The following is a 24,318-nucleotide window of genomic DNA, read 5'->3' as shown; positions in this document are numbered from 1 at the left end:
AATGACAGTAAAAAATGGACGCAAGTGGTTTTCAGAAAGTAGATATGGTTTGTTTATTCATTTTGGCTTATATTCAGTTGCCGGAAGACATGAATGGGTTCAGACTTTAGAAGAAATCAGTGTTGAAGGTTATAAAAAGTATTTTGATCATTTTAATCCTGACTTATTAAACCCTAAAGAATGGGCACAAAATGCTAAAGATGATGGGTTTAAATATGTGATTATTACTGCGAAACATCATGATGGTTTTTGTCTGTGGGATACTAAAGAAACTTCATATAATGTAATGAATTCGCCTTATCAAAGAGATTTATTAGGTGAACTTATTGAAGAATTTAGAAAAGTTGGTATTAAAATTGGTATTTATTATTCATTGTTAGATTGGTACCAGCCTGACTTTTTAGTTGATGGTTACCACCCAATGAGAAACAACAAAGAGTATATTGATAAAAATCCTGGTGACATGAAGAATTATAGACAATTTTTAACTAATCAAGTGAAAGAAATATTAACAAATTACGGAACGATTGATTATTTATGGTTTGATTTTTCATATAAAAGTAGAGACTGGGGAACTTCGGTTGGTAAAGGTGCTGCTGATTGGGGAAGTGTCGAGCTTGAAAAAATGATTTATGAAATTCAACCTAATATATTTATTAATGACCGTTTAGATCTTAATAGAGGCGTGCTTACACCAGAACAGTTTGCACGGAACAATGCTATGGAAAACGAAGAAGATGTCTGGGAAACAGTCCAAACCTTGAATAATAGTTGGGGCTATGATCGGGATAATTTGAACTTCAAAACAAGTGAAATGGTAGCTAAACAATTAGTAGATACAGTTTCTAAAGGCGGCAATTTCACAATGAATATTGGGCCAAATGCTCGAGGAGAATGGGACTCGACTAGCGATGAGATTTTAGAAACTGTAGGAGAATGGTTACGAAAACACGGAGATTCTATCTATGGAGCTACATTGTCTAAGTTTAAAGCACCCTTAGATTGTCGCTATACTCAAAAAGGGAATAAATTATTTTTACACATTTTTAGTTGGCCATATAGAACAATTTTATTACCAGAGTTAGGCGGAAAGATCTCGTTTGCAAGACTGTTAAATGATGGTTCGGAAATTCGGTTTACAGATACAAAAAATTTAGGAGGAGATAGAAAAGCGACCACTAATTTATACAAAGAGATTACAGAAGTTCATGTAAAAGAAGCACTTGATCCAAGCATGTTGATGCTAAATATTCCAGTCAGAAGACCAAATGAACTAATTCCAGTGATCGAACTAACATTAAAGGAGGGGTAAAAATGAGTGTGGGAATAATTATCGCAAGTCATGGTGATTTTGCTCTAGGTGTTAAGCAAACAAGCGATATGATTTTTGGGGAAAAAGAAAAAGTGGAAGTATGTATTTTAAAACCTGAAGATAGTTTAGAACTATTTCGTGAAAAATTAGATAAAGTATTAACTAAATTTGACTCAGATGATGAGCTATTATGTTTAGTTGATTTATGGGGAGGCACACCATTCAATCAATTAAATCAATTAAAAGAAGAAGAGACGAGACCGATTGAAATAGTTTCAGGTTTAAATATCCCCATGATATTAAGAGCGTATAGTGATAGATTCAATCCAAATGAAACGGCGGCTAGTATTGCAAAATCTATTATGATAGAAGGATCAAATGGGATTAAAACATCAGCTAGTAATAATGAAGAATTAGTACACAAACAATCTAATCCAATGGATCTCCCAATATCTGAAAGTAAAATGATTAATCTGGGAATCAGACATGTAAGGTTAGATGAACGTTTGATTCATGGTCAAGTTGCAACACTTTGGTTAGGGTCTTTGGGAGCTACAAGAGTGATGATTGTCGATGATGAGGTAGTTAATGATCCTATTGCCAAAGCTTCATTAAAAGCTGCTGTTCCAGGAGGCATTAAGTTAAGTATTTTAAAAACTGAAACAGCCGCACGACGAATAAAAGAAGATGCCTACCATGGACAAAAGGTAATGTTAATTGTAAAAAATATCAAAACGATTTTTCGTTTGATTGAATTAGGGGTGCCAATTAATAAGTTTAATTTAGGCAACTCTAGTCCCAAAGAAGGTACAAAACAAGTGACCAAATCAGTATTTCTATCAGAAGAAGATGTGCATAAAATTTTAGAATTAGAAAAAGATGGAGTTGTTGTGACGGCTCAGATGGTTCCAATGGAGGAAGAGAAATCGTTCTCACAATTTTATGGGAAGTAGGGAAAAAGAATGAATATTGAAATTTGGCAAATTGTAGTCTTATCATTATTAGGGTTTTATGCAATTGTAGAAAATTTAGGTATTAATGTTATTGCTAATCAAGCATTAATCGTTGGGACGATTACTGGGTTAGTTATGGGTGATATAAAGATGGGGTTGGCAGTAGGGGCAACCTTACAATTGATGGGATTAGGAATTCAAGCTTATGGTGGAGCCAGCGTACCAGACTATATGACAGCATCAATTGTAGGTACGGTATTTGCAGTGATAAGTGGTAAAGGTGTGGAATTTGGTATTGGTTTAGCAGTACCAGTTGCATTGTTAATGATTCAGTTAGATATTTTTGCTCGTTTTTGCAATGTTTTTTTCCAAAAGAAAATTGATAAAAGTATTGAAGAAGATAATGTTAAAGGAATCAAAATGTACCACTTAATGGGGACAATAAGTTGGGGTCTTTCTCGTGGATTACCGATTTTTATCGTATTTAGTTTTGGTGATGGTGTAATTAAATTTGTTTCAGATGTTATTCCTGAGTGGCTAACTGGCGGACTCTCAGTGGCAGGTGGGATGCTACCAGCAGTTGGTATTGCTATTTTATTGCGATTTTTACCTGTTAAAAATTTCATAACATATTTAATGATTGGCTTTTTAGCAGTGGCTTATTTAGAAATACCAATGTTTGGCGTGGCGCTTTTAGGTCTAGCATTAGCTATTTTAGAGTTTAAAAAATTAATCAGTAATCAAAACACATCTGAAAATACAGTACCAGTTAATGTAAATGCAGGAGGGGGACTAAGTGACGATGAGTACGAAAATTAATCAAAAAGATCTGGATAAAGTAAGTTTGAATTGGTTGGTAGGTAGTCAATTGTCCTGGAACTATGAACGAATGATGGGCGGAGGTTATCTATTTTCAATGCTTCCTATTCTAGAGAAGCTGTACGGAAAAGATAAAGAGACAAAAAAAGACATGATGCGTATGCAAAGCCAATTTTTTAATACTACTCCTCATATGGGTGGATTTATTTTAGGAATGGATATTGCAACAGAAGAAGCTGAAGGTAAAAATTCGAAAGATACGGTATCTAGTTTAAAAACCGGATTAATGGGCTCCTTTGCTGGTGTTGGAGATACAATTTTTGGAGTGCTTTTTCCAACAGTTTTTGGTTCAGTAGCATCATATTTAGCCTTAAAAGGAAATGCGATTGGTGTCATCATCTGGTTGCTAGTAAATATTTTAATATTAATATTTAGATTTTTTTCTGTAAGAATAGGTTACAAACAAGGTGTTAAATTAGTAACGAGTATGTCTGGACATTTAAATGCTCTAACAACTTCAGCAACACTATTAGGAGTTACAGTTATTGGTGCAATGATACCTTCAGTTATAAATGCTAAGATTGCTTGGACTTTTAAAACTGGAGATGTTGAACTGAATATTCAAGATACACTTGATCAAATTATGCCAATGATGATCCCAGCTATCTTGGTAGGTGTCATCTATTGGTTGTTAGGTAAAAAACATTTTAATTCAACAAGAGCAATTCTTTCGATTATTGTACTGTCTATTATTTTAAAAGTATTAGGAATCATGTAGAAGTTTACACGAGATTTAAGAGAGGGTGTTCATTATGTCATTAGAATTTTTTGATGAATGTAGAAAACTTACTGAAATACTTGAAAAGTATGAAGCAGCAAATATTACAAAAGCGGCTGAGATCGTTGCGGAAGGAATAATGAATGGCGGTATCACACAATCTTTTGGAAGTGGTCATTCGTATGCTGCGGCGCTCGAAATCAGCGGGCGCGCAGGAGGGTTAATACCATCGAAATTAATTATGGATCCTGCCGGTGGTATGTATGAACAGAATCACGGGGTAGGTAAAACATTAATGCATAAAGTTTTAGTTAGTCCAAATGATATTTTTTTCTTAGTTTCAAACTCAGGACGAAATCCGATGATTATTGAAATGGCTGAAGAAATAAAGAAACATGACAATAAATTAATAGTTGTAACTGCACTTGAATCATCTAAGGCGTCAACTTCTCGACATGAGAGTGGTAAATTATTGTATGAATTTGCTGATGTAGTTTTAGATAATCATTCAGTTTATGGTGATGCGGCATTGAATATTAGTGGATTGGAAACAAAAGTATGCGGCACATCCTCCTTTGCAGCTACACTGTTATTACAGCAAACGATGTATGAAGCAATTAAAATAATGGTATCTAAAGGTTTTGAACCACCGGTGTATTTAAGTGCGAATATTGATGGTGGTCATGAAAGAAACTTGAAAATAGAAAATCAATATGCAGAAAGAATTTTCCATATTTAATTTTATGAAATAGCCCTATCTATCCTAGATTCCTTATTAAAGATATAAAGTAGCTAATTTCTTAAAATGTTGATTTTAGTTATTTTTAATAGTGAAAAAAATCTGAAGTTAGAAATAATTAGACTACTTTATGAAGGAAGTTCAGTCAGTAGACAAAGTTCATGTTTTGGCTACTGTCTACAGTATTTTATTTACGACAAATTTCAAATAACGAAGGACTCAGTAATCATCATTGCCGATTACTGAGTCCTTTTTTATTTAAATGATTATTCTTTAATTTTGTTGATGACTTCTCGAATTTTTCCAATCGAAGTTTGCGAACCAGCTGCATTTCTGAACATCAAAATGGTGAAAATAGCGTCTAAAATGCTTAACTGAGAAATTCGTGACGCCAGTGCTTCAGACCGAAAAGCAGTTTCTTCAGAAATCGAGGTGAACACAATATCTGCTAGTTTAGCTAACTGGGATTGGATTTGGCTGGTGACCACAATAATTTTTGCACTATTTTTTTTAGCTACTTCTGCTAACTGAATGGTTTCTTTTGATTTACCAGTGTGGCTTATCAGCAAAGCACAGTCTTTTTCCGTCATCATGGAAGCTTCCATTAATTGGATATGATAATCAGCGTTGTGAACAACATTTACTGGGCTACGAAGAAATTTATGATAGGCATCTGAAGCAACAATTTCCGATCCTCCCACACCAAAGAAAAATAATCTATCGGAATGATCAATGAAGTCAACAGCATCTTTTAATTTCTGCTTATCCAAAAGTTTCTTGGTATCTAGAAGAGTTGAAATATTTGAGTCGAAGATCTTATAAGCCATTTCAAGTTCGTCGTCGTCTTGTGTAATGCCTTGATGGATCGTTGTCATCGAATTTTGATAATCGTCACTAGTTAATAACGCCATTTTAAAGTCTTTAAAGCCTGAAAACCCTAGTTTTTTAGTGAATTGAAAAAAAGTGGAATCAGCGATGTTTAAATCGTTAGCTATATCACTGATTGAGCTATGGCTAACTTTTTGCGGCTCTTTCAAAATATAATCAGCAATCGATTGCTCTTTAGGCGTTAAATTTTTGTAGATGGATTTTATTGTTAAACGAATAGAAGTAGCCATGATGATTAATCTCCTTAATTATTTATATTTCTAAAACTATATCATGCATAGAAGTTTATTCAACCTGTATTTTACATGATAAGTGGGAGAAGAACAAAAATCAATAAAAACTTTTTTTCTTAAATCTATTTACAAAAAAATATTTTTTTGTATAATAAGAGTATGAAATGAATACGCTATCATTATTTATGGAAAAGGCTGTTGAAAAATCGAGTGGTTTAAAATGGAGGAAGAAAATGACAAAATACAAAATTGGTATTGTAAATTCAAGTAGTTTTGGAAAAGTTTTCCCTAAGCATTTGGAACGGTTAGAAAAAATTGGACAAGTCCAGCACATTAATGTTGATTCGGAAATTGGAGGAAAGGAGTTGGCTGAGACTTTACAGGGAATCAATATTGTCATCGCCAGTGTAACGCCATTTTTTACTGAAGAATTTTTCCAGCATAAAGATGAACTGTTGATGATTTCTAGACATGGAATTGGTTTTAACAACATAGACTTAGCTGCAGCAAAAAAACACGATACAGTAGTAACGATTATACCTGCTTTGGTTGAACGAGATGCTGTAGCAGAAAATAATGTGACGAACTTATTGGCTTTAATGAGGCAAACAGTTCAAGCTCACAATCGAGTTGCCGATAATCGTTGGGAAGATCGGGCAAGTTTTGTCGGCCACACACTTTTTAATAAAACAGTTGGTGTAGTTGGAGTCGGTAATACTGGTAGTTGTGTCGTAGAAACCATTCGAAATGGATTTCGGTGTGAAGTATTGGCTTATGATCCTTATAAATCAGCCCTGCATATTGAAAGTTACGGTGCCAAAAAAGTTGAATTTGATCAATTGTTAGAGCAGTCGGATGTGATTTGTTTATGCGCTAGTTTAAATGATGGTAATTATCATATCATTAATGAAGAGACAATCGCTAAGATGAAAGAAAGCGTTTATATCTCTAATAGTGCAAGAGGGGCATTAATTGAAGAGGCAGCGATGGTCGCAGGTTTAAAAAGTGGGAAGATTGGTGGCTTAGCGACAGATGTTTTAGAAGAAGAACCTGGTCGAAGTGATCATCCTTATCTTAAGTTTGAGAATGTCATTATGACACCGCATACTTCAGCTTATACAATGGAATGTTTAGAATCGATGGGCGAAAAATGTGTGGAAGATGTTGAAGCTATTATTGCCGGTCAGTTGCCGGAGAGGGCCGTACAAGCCGAAAGTAAATATTTAAAAACGAATGTTTTAGTATAAAAAATTAAGCATTGATTGATATTAAAGATTCAGAGGGAGGACTTATGGAAACATTAAATGTATTACAAAGTTTATTGATTGCCTTATGGGTTGCAGCAATTATGTCACGTTGGCTAGGTGGTGGGGCGACTTTAACCTTACGTTTTTCACCTTTAATGACTGGTTTAGTTGTTGGGATTATTATGGGAGATGTACCACAAGCCATGATTGTTACTGCCGCATTGCAAATGATTTATATGGGGGTGTTTTCTCCTGGCGGTTCGATGCCAGCAGAACCATCTATTGCAGCAGCGATTGCTGTACCCGTTGCGTTACTAGGTAATTTAAAACCAGAAGCAGCGATTGCAGTAGCTGTACCCGTTGGACTTTTAGGAAGTTATTTGTATCAATTCCGTTTCTTTATCAATACATTCCTTGGAAAATATACCGATAAAGCCGTGGATGATTTAAATGATAGTGCTATTAGACGGTCAATTATTTGGTATCCAACAATTGCTTCTTTCTTATTATTCGTACCATTGGTATTCTTCGCATTGTATTTAGGGGCACCAGTAATTGCAGATATTATTACAGCTTTAGAAGGTACCGTAGTTATTCATATTTTAGAAGTTGTCGGTGGTGGTTTAGCCGCGATTGGTATTGCAACAACGGTCTATGTTATTGGTCGAAAAGATTATCTAGTATTTTTCTTCTTAGCATATTTCTTAAGTGTCGTGTTCAAATCGTTAGAAATCACTATGGTAACTTATGCAATCTTTGGTGTGTTAATTGCCTTGATTTTTGTTCAATCACAAAAAGGGAAATTGGCGCCGGCACCTGCACAAGCTAGCAGCTCCAGTACTTTAGATGATGACGACGATGATTATGATGATGGATTTTAATAAGGAGGAAAAAAGATGAGTGAAATGACTGAGACAACCCAAGCGCCAGAAGAAATTACAAAAAAAGACGTAACAAAAGCCTATCTCCGTTGGCATTTTGCAAACGAGATTCCTCACTCTTTTGAGCGATATTTAGCACCGTCACTACTATACGGGATGATGCCGATTCTACGAAAACTATATAAGGATCCGGAACAATTAAAAGCAGCGTACAAACGTCAATTATTATTCTTCAACACTCAGTTAAGTTGGGGTGGTGGGGTCATCACTGGTTTGATGTCTTCGATGGAACAACAACGAGCAGAAGAAGAAAGCCAAAATAAAGAAATTATGATGCAAGATGATTTAATGTACAACACAAAAGCGGGTTTGATGGGTGCTTTAGCTGGGATTGGTGATGCAATTGATTCAGGCACGGTTCAATATATTTTTATCGCGATTGCTGTTCCATGGGCACAAGAAGGTAGTGCTTTAGGTGCAATTTTCCCATTTGTTTGTTTTGCTTTATATCAAGCAATTTTAGGTGTGTTTTTTGCAAGACAGGCTTTTACAATGGGACGAAGTGCATCAGGTTTAATGCAAAGTACTGGAGTTCAGACAGCAATTGAAACATTATCCGTTTTAGGGTTGTTCATGATGGGGATTTTAGCAGGTAACTATGTAAATGTCTCCTCAGCATTGAAATTTGATATTTCAGGTCGAGAATTTGTTATTCAAGATATTTTAGATCAGATTGCACCAGGTATATTACCGCTAGCGGTTGTAATGGGTGTGTACTGGTTCTATACGAAAAAAGGGTTAAAAGTAACCCAAGCATTACTCTTGCTGACTGCAATCTTAATTGTATTGGCAGCAATCGGAATTTTATAAATCTGAAACATAAAGGAGAAAATAAAAAATGGGTAGAGTTAATTTAGCACGCGTTGATGAACGATTGATTCATGGTCAAGTAATGGTGACCTTATCACAAAAAAGTGGTGTAAATTCAATTTTTGTTGTTGATGAAATAGTAGCAAAAGATAAATTTATGAGAGATTTATATAAAAGTGCTGGTGGCCGAACAGGTCAAAAGACCATTGTGATTACACCAGAGAAAGCTAAATTTTACTGGGATGAATATAAATTTAAAGATTATGATTGTATTTTGATTACTAAGACTGTCAGTGTTATTTATGACTTAGTGAAGCATGGCTTACCAATGGAGGAATTAAATATTGGTGGGATTGCGCAAAAAGATCCTGAAAAAGATTTGCTAGTAACGAAATCAGTTTATTTGAATAAAGAAGATGCAATAAAATTAAAAGATTTAAACGAAAACTATGGTGTGAAAGACATCTATTTCCAAGCAACACCATCGGCACCTAAGTCTAGTTTAAAAGATGTATTAAAACAGTTTGATTTATAGAAACTCATCATATTAGGAGGTCATGAAATGGCAGCAACAGAAAAATTTAAAGATTGGCAATTTCGCTACCAATATATGTACGCAACTCGCAGAAGTGAAAAATCTAAAAAACGTTTCATTGGTGCCTTAGTGACCGACTTGTCTGAGTTGGGTGTTGAACCGAAAGTGATTGAATTTGATCAACAAAAAAAGGGTGCATCTCGTAATATTTATGTCGGTGATTTGAAGCGGGCGAAAAAAATTATTTGTACCTATTATGATACCCCGCCAAATTTTTTTGGTGATTATGTCTTATTTGATCGTCAAGCTCAGTCTCGTAAAACAATCTTTTTTATTGTTTTAACAACCATCATTTCAATAGTCATAGGTTTAGCTGGTCTGTCATTGTTTATGCAAAATAATTTATTTGCCTTTGATTTTAGTCAGTTGAAAACATATGTTGGGATTGCAGCAATACTGCTTTTCTTTCTGATTTTCGGTAAAGTCACAAAGGGTTTGTCAAATCGGAAAAATTTGGTAAGAAACACTTCAACGATATTGATGATGTTAGCTATGATCGAAGAAAATAAAAATGCCGATATCGCTTATGCTTTTATTGATGAAGGTAGTTATGGCGAAAGAGGACTAGAAGTGTTAAAAGAGTCTACTAAAAAAACAACTCCTATTTATTTTATGGATTCAGTTGGTGCTGAAACACCATTGTATTTTAAAGGAGATAAGACTGAAAGCTTTTCTAAAACAGCAGTTGATACTAAAACAAAAAGACAGATGAATTATATTTTTTGTGGTGAATCAAAAGATACTACATTTTATTTATCAAAGGATATATTGAAAAGAAAAGAAATTAACATGGCAAACATTAATCAATTAATAGAAGCTTTTTCATAAAAAAATGGAGGTTTTGAAATGTTAGGAATCGTAATTGCCACTCATGGAAAGTTAAGTGATGGTCTCAAAGATTCAGCAGAAGTCATTATTGGTGCGACTGATAATATTGCAACAGTAAATCTGAATCATGGTGAGGATATTCAACAATTAGGTGCCAAAATTTCTGAAGCTACTCAAAAAGTTGATCAAGGAGATGGCATTATTATTTTAACCGATGTTATTAGTGCTAGTCCGTATAATCAATCCTTAATGGTTGTAAGTCAGATGAACGAAGACGTACAAACCAATACGTATGTTATCGGTGGCGTTAATTTACCAATGTTATTGGAAACAATCAACCATCAAATTCTATCAACACCTGTTAATGAGGCAGCAAAAGCAATAGTAGATCAAGGTGCTGTCAGTATGAGCCTCTGGCATGCTTCAATGGTGGCAGATGATGAAGACGAAGAAGATGAATTCTAAAATCAGAAAGGAAGTAAGTCTATGAAATGGGGCTTTAGATGGTATGGTACAGAAGGTGACCCGATTCCGATCCAACATGTGAAACAAATTCCTGCGATTGATGGGATTGTTGGCACTTTACTAAATAAAATGCCTGGAGATGTCTGGGAAATTGACGAAATTAAAGAATTAAAAGCTGAAGTTCAAGCAGGAGATTTGGAATTATTAGGTATTGAAAGTGTTGCGATTCACGATGCAATTAAAGCCGGAACGGATGAACGAGATCAATATATTGATAACTATATTCAAACCATTCGTAATTTAGCAGCGTGTGATGTTCGTTTAATTTGTTATAGCTTTAAACCGATTTTTGGATGGTTTAAAACAAATATGAATTACGAATTACCTGATGGCAGTACAACCTTGCAATTTGATCAATCCGTAATTGACGAATTGGAACCTCAGGATTTATATAAACGCATTGCCAGTCAGTCAAAAGGGTTTCAAATTTCCGGCTGGGAAGAAGAACGATTAGCTAAATTCAATGGATTAGTAGCCATGTATGATGGCGTGACGGAAGAAATCTTATTTGAAAATCTAAAATATTTTCTAGAAAAAGTTATTCCTGTTTGTGAAGAAGTTGATGTTAAAATGGCTATTCATCCAGATGATCCACCATGGGAAATTTTTGATTTTCCACGTATTACAAAAAATCTTGCTGATTTGAAGCGGATTATCAATGCAGTTGATTCACCCTATAATGGACTAACTTTTTGTACTGGCGCATTAGGTGCTGATCCAAATAATGATATCCCTCAAATGATTCGTGAAGTCGGTGATCGAATTAATTTTGTTCATTTCCGTAACGTGGGCTTTTTAGGAGAGCAAAACTTTATCGAGACAGCTCATTTATCAACAGAAGGTTCATTAGACATGTATGCTATTATGGAAGCATTAGTAGATGTCGGCTATGAGGGACTTTTACGACCAGATCATGGACGAACTGTTTGGGGTGAAGTTGCCCGACCAGGTTATGGATTGTATGATCGTGCGATGGGCTTGACTTATACTCAAGGCTTACACGAAGCAATTACAAAAGCCAAAAAGAAATAGGAGGGTCATTAATTGTTTGATATGAAACAGCACCCAGTTTATTTAAAGATGAAAGAAGCAAGACTATTACCGCTTTACACGGCTACTGATTTAACTTATTTACCAATAGTTGAAAAGATTTTAGTAGATCATTCACTACCACTTATTGAAGTAACCTTTAGAAGTGATTTGGCGGTAGCAGCGATTAAACAACTTTCAGCATCGGGTGATTTGATGGTTGGTGCCGGAACTGTTAAGACAAAAGAACAAGCAGTTGCAGCAATTGAAAATGGTGCACAATTTATCGTATCACCAGCGATTGTGCCAGAAGTAGTTCTTTATTGTAAAGAAAAAAATATTCCAGTATTTCCAGGAGTTGCTACCCCCGGGGATCTTCAACGAGCACTGGAATTAGGATTAGATGTTGTGAAGTTCTTCCCTGCGGATGTTTATGGAGGCTTAAAAGCTATTAAAGCATTAAGTGGCCCTTATTTTGAGATGTCATTTGTACCAACGGGTGGGATCAACAAAAATAACTTAGCTGAATATCTTTCTTTTGATAAAATTCTAGCTGTAGGCGGATCGTTTATTCTTTCTGAAGATGTCGTGAAAGAAGATAATGGTGAAAAAGCCAGTTTAATCTTAGACGAGTTAATGAAAATAAAATAATCAAGAAATAGTGTGGTTGATTTTTTTGCCATGCTATTTTGTTGTGTTGGGAGGAATAAGTATGGAAAAAGTGGAATTGCTAATATTTGATATGGATGGTCTGATGTTTGAAACAGGACGCTTAGCTTATCGTTCGTATCTTAAATCAGCTGAAAAGTATGATTATGAAATGAATCATAATGTTTATTATTATTTAACTGGTCGCGTAGAAGAGGCGATCCTTAATGAGATGGGCAATCTTTATGGTGAAGAGGTTCCTTATCCAGAATGGCGCGAAGAAATGAAAGCAAGTAAAAACCGGGTTTTTGCAGCTGAAAAAAGAGTCTTTAAGAAAAAAGGACTGGAGAATCTACTGAAATACGCTAAAGATAGTCAAAGAATGGTTGCCGTCGCTTCTTCTAATTTTCTGCACAATATTGAGGAATATTTGGAGATTGAAGGAGTGATCCAATACATCGATTTTATTATTTCGGGTGATGAAGTAACAAATGGAAAACCTGATCCAGAAATTTTTCTGAAAGCCTGCGAAAAAGCCAATGTTTCACCAGAAAACGCGGTCGTTCTTGAAGATTCTAGAGTGGGAATAAAAGCCGCAAAAGCCGCAAAAATTCGTGCATTCTTAGTAGAGGATGAAATTACCGACCTGCCAATAAATATGGGGAAATATAAATTGTTAATGGATTTATCCCAATCTTTGGCCTATGAGGTGAAACCGGATGTAAGCTTCAAAGATCTTGATGAAGTGGTTGATTATTTAAAAAATGAGAAGATTTAAGTAGTAATACGGAGATCTAGGCACCCATATAAAAGAATAGAGCGGATAAATAAACAAAATAAGTATGTTTAACCTCACTTTAACGAGTGGGGCTTTTTGTTTGTATTTACTTCCTGAAATATCTTGAAGTAGTTTTACAGATAATGCTATACTTTTATAATTATGTTACAAAAGTTTTTTTATTAAATAATGCAACAAAATAAATCAATTTGATTTGTTAATGTTTTTTAAAATAAGGAGGAGTTATAAAAGATGGAAATACTAGTTGATATAAAAAATGTTAAGTGGACAGTGTTAAATGAATAAAAAATTGATATTCTTATTGATTATTTATTTAACCTTTATAAGTTTGGGATTACCAGATTCTTTATTGGGAGTTTCTTGGCCAGAAATGGCTAGAAATTTCTCTGTTCCTTACAGTGCTGCTGGGATTATCTCTATGACGATCTCAATTTGTACGATTCTTTCAAGTCTTTCAACGATGAAATTGGTGGCGAAATTAGGAACGGGCAAGTTAGTTTTATTAAGTGTATTGGCGACGGCTATTGGAATAGTAGGAATTGGCTTTACTCTAAACTATGCTTTTTTAATTTTCTTTGCCTTGCCAATGGGGCTAGGTGCAGGGGCAATCGATACTTCATTGAATCAATATGTGGCTTTGCATTTTAAAGCCCATCATATGAATTGGCTGCACGCTTTTTGGGGAATCGGCGCTACTTTAGGCCCGATAACGATGGGGGCTGTGATGCGAGGAGGTCATTCATGGCGATTTGGCTATTGGATTATTGGTGGAATCCAGTTGTTTTTAGTTGCAGTACTTTTTTTCAGCTTGCCCTTATGGGAGGAGGAGAAAAGAACTGGGAAAAATAAATCAAACCAATCCAATCTAAAATTTGTCGATGCGTTCAAAATACCAGGAGTTCCGTTTGCATTGCTTTCCTTCATATTTTATGTGGGAACTGAAGCAACTATTGGTTTATGGGGTAGTAGTTTTCTAATTGATATAAAAGGAATTTCAGTAAGTTCGGCCAGTTTTATAGTTTCCATCTTTTATGCTAGTTTAACTGTTGGTCGGATTTTTTCTGGTTTCATAACTTTTTGGCTTTCTAACAAAAAGTTGCTTATTATTAGTGAATTATCTTTGCTAGTAGGAATCATAATTATCGGAATAGGTTCTGGAAGTATGCTTTATCTTGGTTTTGGATTAATTGGTTTGGGTTGTGCTGCTATTTTTCCAACAATGCTTCATGAAACACCCAAAAGATTTGGTGATCAAAATTCTGGTGTTATCATGAGTTTACAATTGGCACTGGCATATGTGGGAACCACCTTATTGCCTCCTTTATTAGGTGTACTTACTCAAACTTATAGCATGTCATTATTTCCAATCTTTCTTTTTATCTATGGCATAATTTTATTGACAGCAACAATCATTATTGAAAAACTTCAAAAGTCGAGATAAGGTGAATTTATTTGCTTAATGCACAACCGAAAGATATTAGAACATAGGATGAAAAAAATGATACTAAGTTTTTATACCTTAAAAACGTAACAGATAGTCTGGAATATAGGCCGAACGTTCTGGTGAAAAAAATTTTAAAAAGAAAAATCAGTTAAAATAGATTCCTAATTTGAAAAGTGACGATGTCGGCATTCCTTAAAGTTTATCGGTACTTTTCATGAAGGAATCTGATATCAAAAAAATGTAGAAGATGCTTATCAAGATGTTTGTACTGGAGAAAATCCAAGAGATGCAAGCGAGGAAGAAATTATTGAATTGTATCAATCAATGTTATAGACGATAAAATCCCTTGACTCACAGTCAAGGGATTTTCTATTTGAAATCTATAATAATGAAATATTCATATTGATTATTTTGTTTGATTCACACCGTACCAGCCAATACCTTCATCTTTCCAACCAATTGAAAGCAAACTACGATGTTCGCCAGTGTTAGTTGTATAATTGTGATTCCCTGTTAATGCATTTGGATTATATGAGCGATATAACGGCACTGTTTGGTTGACATCTGAATACCAGCCGATACCTTCGAAAACCCAATTACTAAAGACTAAGAAATCTCTTTCGACTACATTTGAAGTATAATGATGATCGCCTGAAACGGGATTGTACATACGATAGACCGCATCTCCAGCTTCGGGTGCATACCAACCGATTTGTTCATAGCGCCAGCCAAAATCAACTAGTACATTTTTTTCATCTGAACTGGCGGTAAAGAAATGTTCGCCGGTATTAGGATTATACAAACGGAACATTGCTATGGATTTTTCCGGTGTAGGTTCTTCATCTTTTGCTACATTAATAATGCAAGTCCCTATTTTGTCGCCATCTTTACTTGTCGCGGTGATTAAAGCTAGACCAGCTTTTTTAGCAGTTACTAATCCTTTAGCAGAAATACTCGCTACTTCTGGCGTATCGCTGCTCCAAACATACTCTTGATTAGATGCGTTTGATGGAGAAATTTCAGCATCTAGTAAAAAAGTCTCTCCAATCGCCAAATCTTTTGTTTTTGGTGTCACAGTAATACTGTCAACACTAATAATTTTAGGCCCAATTTTTACAACAGCGGTTCCAGTGATGCCGCCATCTTCAGTGATGGCAGTTATTGTGGCAACACCTTCACTGATACCAGTAACTTTTCCAGTAGCATCAATCGTGGCAATTGATTCGTCAGAAGAAGACCAACTGATATTTTGATTTTCAGCATTTGCTGGCAAAACTTCGGCAGTAAAAGTTTCTTCTTGTTCAATGGTTAATTCACGATAAGACGGGCTAACGAGAACATCACTAGGATGAACTGTTCGATCTTTGACAGTAATTGTTGCGGTCGCTTCGATGTTTGTGCCATCTTGAGTGATTGCAGTAATCACTGCTGTCCCAGCTTTTTTAGTCGTAATCAAACCAGTATCAATTTCAACGCTGGCGATATCAACATTGTTACTGTACCATTTTAGATTCCGATTGGTTGGATTACTTGGTTTGAATTCTGGTAATAATTGCCACTGTTCATCAACAAATAATTCTTTTGTACCAGGATGAATGTTTAAACCGGATACCAGAACATCAGCCGGAGCAGTTGCATCTTCTTCTTGCGGTTTAGCATCAATTACAATGTAGGGAAATTCAGATGTTAAACCAAAAATAAGGACAACTCCGTTTTCCAGAGAACCTAAACCAAGAGCATCTAGTATTTGATCTATAATCGTATCAATTATTTTTTCGATTGTATCACCGATGATACCTCCGATACCTGGAATCAAGGAAACAATTGTTTTAAGAATTCCCTTAAGGACACCAATTGATCCACCCAAAAGTAATTCACACATACTTTGACTTAAATACAATTTTACCAAAGTACCTTCAAAAACAATTCCAGTTACCCCACCAGCAGGAACGGCAATTCTTGATGCTGGTGTATTTGGTGTAATCTTTAACATATTTCCTTCAGCACTGACTGAAAATTCATTGCCAAGTTCTGCTTGCGTTTCCGCAACATAGGCCTGTGTTACTTGCAGCTCACCCGTATTTGTTTCTGCTAAGTAGCCAGCATCAAGTAAATTATCAATAATTTTCTCCGAATCCATTTCTTTTAGAACTTGATTCACTACTTGTTGCTCTTCTGGCGTGACTATTTCTGTCTCAGTTTCAGGAGTTATTTCTGCTACCGCGACAATACTAGGTATTGAAACGCTACCAATTATTAACCCCGTCATAACTAACAAACCTATCTTTTTCAAATTCATGACACACTTCCTTCCAAATAATTGTAGATTTTGTTGCTAAAGATTAATGATTTTTATTAATCTTTAAAGATATATTCTTGCCTTTAAAAATAACTAAAAACATTAACTTTATTACATTATATTATATGTCGTTGATGAATTCAATTTGAATTGGAATAATTTGAAATTGCTGGGCTATAGCGAAAGAATTAACTTATTTTTTTTTCGTATAATCATTAATTTTATAAAAAAAGCCAGTCAAAGCTAGATTATTTCTAACTTTGACTGGCATAGATAATTTGATTTAATTTCCTTTTGAGGCAATGACTTCGATTTCAATCAAGGCACCCAATGGCAAGTTTCCAACTTCATAAGCGGTACGAGCTGGATATTCACCATCTTCAAAATAAGCGGCATAAATATCATTTACTTTTGCAAAATCACTAACATCATCCATAAAAATATTTGTCTTCACAATATCTTTCATTTCCATATCTTCATGGGCTAGTAAAACACGGCAATTTTCTAAGGATTGTTTTGCTTGGGCTTCGATTCCTTCAGGCATTTTTCCAGTTTTTGGATCAATTGGTAACTGTCCAGAACTAAATAAGATACCATTAATCATCGATCCATGCACATACGGACCTACTGCTGCGGGTAATTCCTCGCTAATAATTCTTTTGATGGCTTTTTTACTCATTAACATCAACTCCCTAATATTTATTCTTTTTCAGCTATAGCCATATATCTGAAAAAGATATCGAAAACAGTTTATCATCAATATGCATTTTTTTCATGGGGGTAGACCAAAAAGTCGCTTAACAATAGATGAGCATTATTTGGTTTCTCTTTGAAATAAATTGAATAATAAAACTAAAGTATCACAAACGGATGATTTTACAGACAATATAGAAACCGCTAAGATGAGAAATATAGTCAATTTGGAGGTAAATAATGCATAAATTTAAATTATTAGACGGCGATGGTATTGGTTTCGTTGTCTTGAAAGTAAAAAATTTTTCGGAAATGGTGGCATTTTATCATAACGTCTTAGGTTTAGAAGTCATTCAAGCAGAAGAAGACACAGCCTCATTAGGTGTAAATCAACGAACGCTGTTAATGTTACAGAAAGTTTCGAATGGAGTGGCCAATCCAGCTGCAACGGGTTTGTATCATTTGGCATTCTTATTACCAACAAGAAAAGATTTAGCCAATATTCTTCAGTATCTCCTAGTTAATGATATTCCTTTAACTGGTGGTGCTGATCATGGGTATAGTGAGGCACTTTATTTAAATGATCCTGAAGGAAATGGTGTCGAGATTTATTGGGATAAGCCGATATCTGAGTGGGATATTCGTGAAAATGGCGAGGTCGTTGGTGTCACCGAGCCAATGGATGCTGAAGGCCTAATTCAATTGAGTGATGAGAACTGGCAAGGATTTCCTGCGGTTAGTAAAATTGGACACGTCCATCTAAAAGTAGCTGATTTAGTTAAGACACAAGAATTTTACGAAGATATGCTAGGTTTTTCTTTGAAATATAATTTTGGAGAACAAGCGAAATTTCTATCTAGCGGCACTTATCATCATCACATCGGCGCAAATACATGGTCAGGAAATGATTTACCCGCGATGAAGGATACAGATTTAGGTTTGGCATATTTTTCAATTGAGCTACAAACTGAAGAATTTGAATTATTGAAACAGCATTTAGCAAAAAATAATCAAAAATTTGATAATTCTGCATCTGATCAAATTTGGATGACGGATCCAAATGGTATTAACATTTTAATTAGTCACCTTTAACCTTTTATATTATATAGAAGGTTTTTTTATTTTTAGGAAATTATCATCTTATTTTTAGCTAATTATCTTTGTTTTATTTATGCATTGTGAAAATTATTGCTTGATTTTAATGAATGTAAAAGCGCTTTCATGTTAAACTGACCAAAGAACGTGAACAATTTTCAACTTCACCAGATTTATGAATGATTCATCCTTGGTATTATACTGTCCGCTCATCATCTATCGATAACCGGGGTATTGTATAAATATATGTAGGAGGTTTTTTGATGGAGAAGAAATATGTAGCAGAACCATTCAGAATTAAAGCAGTAGAGCCTTTGAAAATGTTGACTCGCGCAGAACGTGAGGAAAAAATTCAAGCCGCTAAGTACAATCTTTTCAATTTAGCTGGGGAAGATTGTTACATTGATCTACTGACTGATTCTGGAACAAATGCTATGAGTCAAGATCAATGGGCAGGCATTATGCGAGGTGATGAGGCATATGCTGGTTCGTCCAGTTATTACAAATTAATGGATGCTGGCAAAGATATTTTTGGTTATGGTTTTATTCAGCCCGTGCATCAGGGCAGAGCAGCCGAAAAAGTGTTACTACCACTATTTTTATCAGAAGGGAAATTTGCAATTTCTAACATGTTCTTTGACACGACTAGAGCGCATGTGATTCTAGCAGGTGCCCGACCAATTGACTGTGTGGTAGAAGAAGCAAAAGATCCCAAAGTTCGCGCCAAATTCAAAGGTAATATGGACGTACGTAAACTAGAAGAAACTATTAACGAAAAAGGGATAGAAAATGTTGGTCTAGTAGTTATGACTATCACCAACAATTCTGCCGGTGGTCAGCCAGTTTCGATGGAAAACTTGCGAGCAGTTTCAGAAATTTGTAAAAAATATGATTTACCAATGTGTATTGATGCCGCTCGATTTGCCGAAAATGCTCATTTTATAAAACGGGATGAAGATGGCTACCAAGATAAAGAAATCAAAGAAATTATTCGCGAAATGTTTAGCTACGGTGACATGTTTACTATGTCAGCGAAAAAAGATGCCATCTTAAATATCGGTGGATTGTTAGGAATTAAAGACGGCGATTCACCACTAGTACTTGATGTAAAAGCTAATTGTATCAGTTACGAAGGATTCTTCACTTACGGTGGATTAGCTGGACGTGATTTAGAAGCGATGGCAATTGGTTTATATGAAGGCATCGAAGAAAATTATTTAGAGTACCGAATTGGACAAATGGAATATTTAGCCGCTCGTTTAGATGAAGCTGGGATTGCTTATCAATCACCAGTTGGCGGTCACGGTGTGTTTATTGATGCAGCAGATATGTTTCCAGATATTCCTTATTATGAATTCCCAGCTCAAACTTTATGTATCGAATTATATAAAGAAGCAGGAATTCGGACCTGTGATATTGGTTCATATATGCTAGGTAATGATCCAGATACCAATGAACAATTAAAAGCTGATTTCGAGTTTTCTCGACTAGCAATTCCACGCCGAGTGTATACACAGGCTCACTTAGATATTATGGCCGATGCATTAATTGCTATTAAGGAAAGAGCAAGTGATGTGAAAAAAGGTTATCGAATTACTTGGGAGCCGCCAATTTTACGTCACTTCCAAGCACATTTGGAACCAATTGAATAAAAAATACATTTGTAAGCAGCAATGGAGAAAATCCATTGCTGCTTTTTATTTTTAATTGTTAATAAAACGATTAAAAATCACATATCAATAAAATAATATCTAAAAAATCATTAAAATAAAACTTTATTGTAATTTAAGAAAAAAATCTATATTTTTTTTTAGATATAAAACAAATGAATACGAATTAACTCAAATAGAATATACATAATATTTGATTTTAATAACATAAATAGTTTTTAAATTGTTGTTTTTAGTTTAATAATACAAATATTTATAAAAAAATGATTTACATTATATAATTAATTAATGAAAATAATTTAAAAATAAATAATTTGCATGAGGTGAGAACAATGAAGAAGTGGACAATAGTACTTAGCATATGGCTGAGTATAATTTTTATAGGAGGATTTTCGAAGAAAGCGCTTGGTGCGCCTGTTAATTCAATCGATCAGTTAGAAAGCGCTGTAAATAATGCGAAAGATAATGAGACGATTACTTTGAGTGAGAGTTTTCCAGAAGTAATTGATCGAACAATTAAACTAAAAGAAACAGCCAATCAAATAATAATCGATGGAAACGGACAAACTTTTAAAACTGAACTTGGAAAAAATGTTGAAATATTTTCCTATGGTAGTGGCAATGGCAATGCGACATCTACTTTGACACTACAAAATATGAAGCTTGTGGGAAATGGGACTTCCGATAGAAGTAAGGCTCTATCTACTAATGATTATTCGGGAACATTTATTTTAGATAACGTATTAATTGATAGTTTCAATGGAGGAGGACATGGAGGGGCAATTTATTTGTCTGCTGATACTATTATTAAAAATTCTACTATCTCGAATAATCAACAACTAGATCATGGTTATTCAGGCGGAGCGATTGGAACAAAAGATGGCTTTAGCAAAAAAGTTGAAATAACAAATACTAAATTTATCAATAATTGTACACCAGATGTTCATGGAGCAGGTGTCGGTGGTGAAGGTGGTGCTATTCATTTTCACCAACCAACAGCTAGTGCGGTAATTGAACTAACGGACAATTACTTCGAAGGGAATTCCGCAGCAAAAGATGTAGATGCTAGTAATGAAAAATCTCTTTTAGCTGATGGAGGTGCCATTTCTTTTTGGAATATAAAAAAAGGAGTAACTATAGATTTAGAGGGGAATACTTTTGCAAATAATATTGCTGGAGATGACGGCGGAGCGATATTAATTCAAGGTAATGACACTATATCAAGCGGAATAAATTTTATTGACAACACTTTTTATGGTAATGAGGCAAAAGGGAGAGATTCAAGTTCAAACAGTGGTGGAGCAATTCAAGTTTTTGCGGTCGGTTTTAAATCTGTAAGTGTAAATTATATCAATAATAGCTTTATTAATAATACTGCTACTCATAGTGGAGGTGCAATCGGGAATAGTGGAACTTATAATCTTGCAACGGGAAAATTTTATAATAATTTATTCATAGGTAATACTTCTGAATCTTCACAACCTGACGATAAGAGTAATAATATCGCTGGAGGATCTTCGGAGTCTAAGAAAGATTCAAATGTCGGATTTGCTGATAATAAAGTTAAAATGAAAGACGTCTTTGGTTTTGAAACAATGAACCTTTCTGAAAACTATAGTACAGTTATGGCTGGAGCAACAGTTGATGGATCGGCAGCAATTATCCCAACAATACCAATTGCTCCTGAAAAAGCAGCTGATGATAAAATTGATAATTTTGTAACAGTAATTGATTCTATATTGGATCAAAGAAATCGACCGCGACCAAGTGAAACAGATATTAATACTAACGGCTTAAAATCAGATATTGGAGCTGTGGAAATCAATTGGGTTAAATACGATGCTAATGGTGGCACATTTGAAATGAATAATGAATTAACTTCCTATGATGGAAAAATTTATTATGAAGGTGCCAATCCAACTGAGTATTATCAAGTTGGTTACGATAAACTATCAGAAACAGTTGTAGATGGAAAAAATACACTCAGTGCCACACCTGATGATCCTGAGTCGGAATTTTTGGGTTGGTCAAAATATAAAAATGCAACAGAACCAGATGAAGGATTAGAAGCTGGGACAACAATCACGATACAAAAAGGTAATGAAGTCTTGTATGCTGTTTATCAAAAGAAAGCTGCTGCAGATGTTACGGTTCGGTATATTGAGATAAATGAAGATGGAGATGAAGTTCAAGAATTAGGTAAAAAAATTCTAAAAGGGAACATTGGTGGAGAGTATAAAGCACCATTCCAAGAATTTGAAGGTTATAGATTAACAGAAATCAGAGATAGTGAAGGAAATATAACTCAAACACCGACAGGAGTATTCACTGATGAACCGCAAACCATTATTTTTAAATATCGTAAAGAAAAGTCTTCAAAAGGTACGGTATTAGTTCATCATGAAGACGAGTCTGGAAAACCAATAGCGAAATCTGAAGTTCAAACGGGAGAAGTGAACGCACCATATACTACCTCTGCTAAATCAATTAGTGGATATACTTTAAAAACAACACCAGCTAATGCAAAGGGCTCTTTTACTGATGGAGTGATTGAAGTTACTTATGTTTATAGTAAAGACCCAGTCGGTCAAGGAAAAGTGATTGTGAAATATCAAGATGAAACTGGTAATAATCTTCTAACAGATGGTAGAGAATCGGTAGAATTAACCGGCGATATTAATAGTGTTTATGCAGCTGAATTGAAAGAGTTTGAAGGATATACTATAAAGACAATTCCTAATAATTTTTCTGGTCTATATACAGATAAAGAACAAGAAGTAATTTTAGTTTATAGAAAAGGTGAAGCTGGTCAAAGAAACGGTGTAGTATTGGTTCACCACGTAGATGAACAAGGCAATCCCCTGGTAAAAAGTGAAGCAACTCTAGGTGAAATTGACGAATCATACACTACTAATCCTAAAACAATTTCAGGATATGAAGTAGTGAATCGAACACCAACTAATTATCGAGGCACGTATAGAGACGAAATCATTACTGTCACTTATGTATACAAAAAAACAGCCATTGAAACTGGGAATGTTACTTATCATTATCAAGATGAAGCCGGTAATAAATTAGCAGATCCAAAAATAATTTCTGGAGAAGTAGGTGCGAGCTATCCGGGAGCAAATGATAGCATCTTACGAAATTTTGATGGCTACTATTTAACAGATATCGAAGGAGAATATGCTGGCTTATTCACTGTAGAAGACAAGAAGGTAACTTTAATTTATGCTGAACAAACTGTTCCGACAATTAAACAAGGTCTAGTCATTGCTAAATATCAAGATGAAAATGGCAATGAAATAGATGATACAGTCTTTTCTTTAGGAGATATCGGTAGTAATTATACGACTGAACAGAAAGAAATTGACGATTACACTTTCAAAGAAGTCAAAGGAAATCCGATAGGAAAGTATACCGACGAAACTATTACAGTAACTTATGTTTACACAAAAAATACTGAAGTTGGTGGCGGAGTAACTGGAACGAATAACACTGGTACCACAAGCAGAGGTAGTACCTTACCTGTGACCAGTAGCGGCAATAATGCAACTACTAAAAATTTACCACAAACTGGTGAAAGTAAAAGAATGGCTACAATCTTAACTATTTTAGGAGTAATTGTCTTAGCTGGCTTGGCTTTTATCGTATATCGTCGTAGAGAGCAAACAAAATAATTAACGTATCGTCTAAAGACTAGAGATAGTTTTTAGACGATTTTTTGTGAAAACATTCAAGAATCTTATCAATCGCATCAATTAAATCAATAATTTGTGAGAAATTTTTCCACTAAAATGAGAGAATGGAAACGATTTATAAAAAAATCGGTTTTATTTATATTGATTTAGAAATAAGAATGAAAAAAATTTTTTTGTGAGGTGTCAAACGATTAAAATCTATTTATTATCGATAAATAAGTAGCTTAAACAGGGGAATAGTTTGCAATAATCTAATAAAAGATTTATTAATT

The 24,318-nt window shown here is 34.7% G+C and carries 21 protein-coding genes; 18 read left to right on the top strand and 3 right to left on the bottom strand.

Translation table 11 applies throughout. The features are described from left to right. Position 1 precedes the first annotated feature (1 nt). The 5 genes from KUA55_RS11125 to KUA55_RS11105 are packed head-to-tail and all read left to right on the top strand — an operon-like array spanning position 2 to position 4,601. Entirely contained in the window at positions 2-1,312 is a 1,311-nt protein-coding gene (locus KUA55_RS11125) for an alpha-L-fucosidase (RefSeq protein WP_218326357.1), read from the top strand. Between the two features lie 2 nt (positions 1,313-1,314). Further along, a complete protein-coding gene (locus KUA55_RS11120) occupies positions 1,315-2,265 on the top strand; it encodes a PTS sugar transporter subunit IIAB (protein ID WP_218326356.1) in 951 nt (316 codons plus the stop codon). A 9-nt stretch (positions 2,266-2,274) separates the two neighbouring features. Then, positions 2,275-3,084, top strand: a complete 810-nt coding sequence (locus KUA55_RS11115; RefSeq protein ID WP_218326354.1) for a PTS mannose/fructose/sorbose/N-acetylgalactosamine transporter subunit IIC — start codon at positions 2,275-2,277, stop codon at positions 3,082-3,084. After that, entirely contained in the window at positions 3,068-3,862 is a 795-nt protein-coding gene (locus KUA55_RS11110; protein ID WP_218326722.1) for a PTS system mannose/fructose/sorbose family transporter subunit IID, read from the top strand. Before KUA55_RS11115 ends, KUA55_RS11110 begins: the two co-directional genes overlap by 17 nt. Before the next feature lie 34 nt (positions 3,863-3,896). Next, complete coding sequence (locus tag KUA55_RS11105; RefSeq protein ID WP_218326353.1) at positions 3,897-4,601, top strand: SIS domain-containing protein; 705 nt, start codon at positions 3,897-3,899, stop codon at positions 4,599-4,601. Positions 4,602-4,867: 266 nt separating this feature from the next. Here KUA55_RS11105 and KUA55_RS11100 read toward each other — a convergent pair whose 3' ends face one another. Then, on the bottom strand, positions 4,868-5,719 hold the full coding sequence (locus KUA55_RS11100) for a MurR/RpiR family transcriptional regulator (protein WP_218326352.1): 852 nt from the start codon (positions 5,717-5,719) through the stop codon (positions 4,868-4,870). Positions 5,720-5,955: 236 nt separating this feature from the next. On the opposite strand from KUA55_RS11100, the gene KUA55_RS11095 reads away from it, so the two are divergent. From KUA55_RS11095 to KUA55_RS11050, 10 genes are all read left to right on the top strand, one after another. After that, complete coding sequence (locus tag KUA55_RS11095; RefSeq protein ID WP_218326350.1) at positions 5,956-6,969, top strand: D-isomer specific 2-hydroxyacid dehydrogenase family protein; 1,014 nt, start codon at positions 5,956-5,958, stop codon at positions 6,967-6,969. A 44-nt stretch (positions 6,970-7,013) separates the two neighbouring features. Further along, entirely contained in the window at positions 7,014-7,850 is an 837-nt protein-coding gene (locus KUA55_RS11090; protein ID WP_218326349.1) for a PTS mannose/fructose/sorbose/N-acetylgalactosamine transporter subunit IIC, read from the top strand. 24 nt (positions 7,851-7,874) lie between these two features. Continuing rightward, on the top strand, positions 7,875-8,720 hold the full coding sequence (locus tag KUA55_RS11085) for a PTS system mannose/fructose/sorbose family transporter subunit IID (protein WP_425514621.1): 846 nt from the start codon (positions 7,875-7,877) through the stop codon (positions 8,718-8,720). 28 nt (positions 8,721-8,748) lie between these two features. Further along, the gene (locus KUA55_RS11080; RefSeq protein ID WP_218326346.1) at positions 8,749-9,255 is read left to right on the top strand and encodes a PTS sugar transporter subunit IIB; all 507 of its coding nucleotides are present in this window, start codon (positions 8,749-8,751) and stop codon (positions 9,253-9,255) included. A 27-nt stretch (positions 9,256-9,282) separates the two neighbouring features. Next, entirely contained in the window at positions 9,283-10,143 is an 861-nt protein-coding gene (locus tag KUA55_RS11075; RefSeq protein WP_218326345.1) for a hypothetical protein, read from the top strand. Positions 10,144-10,161: 18 nt separating this feature from the next. Further along, entirely contained in the window at positions 10,162-10,608 is a 447-nt protein-coding gene (locus tag KUA55_RS11070) for a PTS sugar transporter subunit IIA (protein WP_218326344.1), read from the top strand. 21 nt (positions 10,609-10,629) lie between these two features. Further along, the gene (locus tag KUA55_RS11065; protein ID WP_218326343.1) at positions 10,630-11,700 is read left to right on the top strand and encodes a mannonate dehydratase; all 1,071 of its coding nucleotides are present in this window, start codon (positions 10,630-10,632) and stop codon (positions 11,698-11,700) included. Positions 11,701-11,721: 21 nt separating this feature from the next. Then, positions 11,722-12,348: a bifunctional 4-hydroxy-2-oxoglutarate aldolase/2-dehydro-3-deoxy-phosphogluconate aldolase gene (locus KUA55_RS11060; RefSeq protein ID WP_218326721.1), complete on the top strand. Its 627-nt coding sequence runs from the start codon at positions 11,722-11,724 to the stop codon at positions 12,346-12,348. A 61-nt stretch (positions 12,349-12,409) separates the two neighbouring features. Next, positions 12,410-13,123, top strand: a complete 714-nt coding sequence (locus KUA55_RS11055; RefSeq protein WP_218326341.1) for an HAD family hydrolase — start codon at positions 12,410-12,412, stop codon at positions 13,121-13,123. Between the two features lie 298 nt (positions 13,124-13,421). Then, positions 13,422-14,585 carry an MFS transporter gene (locus KUA55_RS11050; RefSeq protein WP_218326339.1) on the top strand — a complete coding sequence of 388 codons (1,164 nt, stop codon included), beginning with the start codon at positions 13,422-13,424 and terminating at the stop codon, positions 14,583-14,585. A 409-nt stretch (positions 14,586-14,994) separates the two neighbouring features. Here KUA55_RS11050 and KUA55_RS11045 read toward each other — a convergent pair whose 3' ends face one another. Together KUA55_RS11045 and KUA55_RS11040 are read right to left on the bottom strand one after the other, a co-directional pair. After that, on the bottom strand, positions 14,995-16,887 hold the full coding sequence (locus tag KUA55_RS11045; RefSeq protein WP_218326338.1) for an Ig-like domain-containing protein: 1,893 nt from the start codon (positions 16,885-16,887) through the stop codon (positions 14,995-14,997). A gap of 283 nt (positions 16,888-17,170) precedes the next feature. After that, the gene (locus KUA55_RS11040) at positions 17,171-17,566 is read right to left on the bottom strand and encodes a RidA family protein (protein ID WP_246601491.1); all 396 of its coding nucleotides are present in this window, start codon (positions 17,564-17,566) and stop codon (positions 17,171-17,173) included. A gap of 254 nt (positions 17,567-17,820) precedes the next feature. Between KUA55_RS11040 and KUA55_RS11035 the strand changes: the two genes are divergently transcribed. The 3 genes from KUA55_RS11035 (at position 17,821) to KUA55_RS11025 (ending at position 24,025) form a co-directional block, all read left to right on the top strand. After that, complete coding sequence (locus tag KUA55_RS11035; protein WP_218326336.1) at positions 17,821-18,672, top strand: VOC family protein; 852 nt, start codon at positions 17,821-17,823, stop codon at positions 18,670-18,672. Positions 18,673-18,938: 266 nt separating this feature from the next. Beyond that, positions 18,939-20,327 (top strand): tryptophanase, encoded by a 1,389-nt coding sequence (locus KUA55_RS11030; RefSeq protein ID WP_246601490.1) that lies wholly within the window; start codon positions 18,939-18,941, stop codon positions 20,325-20,327. 350 nt (positions 20,328-20,677) lie between these two features. Then, on the top strand, positions 20,678-24,025 hold the full coding sequence (locus tag KUA55_RS11025) for a MucBP domain-containing protein (protein WP_218326333.1): 3,348 nt from the start codon (positions 20,678-20,680) through the stop codon (positions 24,023-24,025). Positions 24,026-24,318 lie beyond the last annotated feature (293 nt).

It is taken from the genome of Enterococcus alishanensis (assembly GCF_019218635.1).
Classification (GTDB): Bacteria; Bacillota; Bacilli; order Lactobacillales; family Enterococcaceae; genus Enterococcus_A; species Enterococcus_A alishanensis.
Note: the sequence above shows the minus strand (reverse complement) of the source record. Positions and strands in the feature narration are given on the sequence as shown.

Coding starts and splice junctions, on each gene's coding strand:
- KUA55_RS11125 (WP_218326357.1), top strand. CDS start 2: ATGACAGTAAAAAATGGACGCAAGTGGTTTTCAGAAAGTAGATATGGT.
- KUA55_RS11120 (WP_218326356.1), top strand. CDS start 1,315: ATGAGTGTGGGAATAATTATCGCAAGTCATGGTGATTTTGCTCTAGGT.
- KUA55_RS11115 (WP_218326354.1), top strand. CDS start 2,275: ATGAATATTGAAATTTGGCAAATTGTAGTCTTATCATTATTAGGGTTT.
- KUA55_RS11110 (WP_218326722.1), top strand. CDS start 3,068: ATGAGTACGAAAATTAATCAAAAAGATCTGGATAAAGTAAGTTTGAAT.
- KUA55_RS11105 (WP_218326353.1), top strand. CDS start 3,897: ATGTCATTAGAATTTTTTGATGAATGTAGAAAACTTACTGAAATACTT.
- KUA55_RS11100 (WP_218326352.1), bottom strand. CDS start 5,719: ATGGCTACTTCTATTCGTTTAACAATAAAATCCATCTACAAAAATTTA.
- KUA55_RS11095 (WP_218326350.1), top strand. CDS start 5,956: ATGACAAAATACAAAATTGGTATTGTAAATTCAAGTAGTTTTGGAAAA.
- KUA55_RS11090 (WP_218326349.1), top strand. CDS start 7,014: ATGGAAACATTAAATGTATTACAAAGTTTATTGATTGCCTTATGGGTT.
- KUA55_RS11085 (WP_425514621.1), top strand. CDS start 7,875: ATGACTGAGACAACCCAAGCGCCAGAAGAAATTACAAAAAAAGACGTA.
- KUA55_RS11080 (WP_218326346.1), top strand. CDS start 8,749: ATGGGTAGAGTTAATTTAGCACGCGTTGATGAACGATTGATTCATGGT.
- KUA55_RS11075 (WP_218326345.1), top strand. CDS start 9,283: ATGGCAGCAACAGAAAAATTTAAAGATTGGCAATTTCGCTACCAATAT.
- KUA55_RS11070 (WP_218326344.1), top strand. CDS start 10,162: ATGTTAGGAATCGTAATTGCCACTCATGGAAAGTTAAGTGATGGTCTC.
- KUA55_RS11065 (WP_218326343.1), top strand. CDS start 10,630: ATGAAATGGGGCTTTAGATGGTATGGTACAGAAGGTGACCCGATTCCG.
- KUA55_RS11060 (WP_218326721.1), top strand. CDS start 11,722: ATGAAACAGCACCCAGTTTATTTAAAGATGAAAGAAGCAAGACTATTA.
- KUA55_RS11055 (WP_218326341.1), top strand. CDS start 12,410: ATGGAAAAAGTGGAATTGCTAATATTTGATATGGATGGTCTGATGTTT.
- KUA55_RS11050 (WP_218326339.1), top strand. CDS start 13,422: ATGAATAAAAAATTGATATTCTTATTGATTATTTATTTAACCTTTATA.
- KUA55_RS11045 (WP_218326338.1), bottom strand. CDS start 16,887: ATGAATTTGAAAAAGATAGGTTTGTTAGTTATGACGGGGTTAATAATT.
- KUA55_RS11040 (WP_246601491.1), bottom strand. CDS start 17,566: ATGAGTAAAAAAGCCATCAAAAGAATTATTAGCGAGGAATTACCCGCA.
- KUA55_RS11035 (WP_218326336.1), top strand. CDS start 17,821: ATGCATAAATTTAAATTATTAGACGGCGATGGTATTGGTTTCGTTGTC.
- KUA55_RS11030 (WP_246601490.1), top strand. CDS start 18,939: ATGGAGAAGAAATATGTAGCAGAACCATTCAGAATTAAAGCAGTAGAG.
- KUA55_RS11025 (WP_218326333.1), top strand. CDS start 20,678: ATGAAGAAGTGGACAATAGTACTTAGCATATGGCTGAGTATAATTTTT.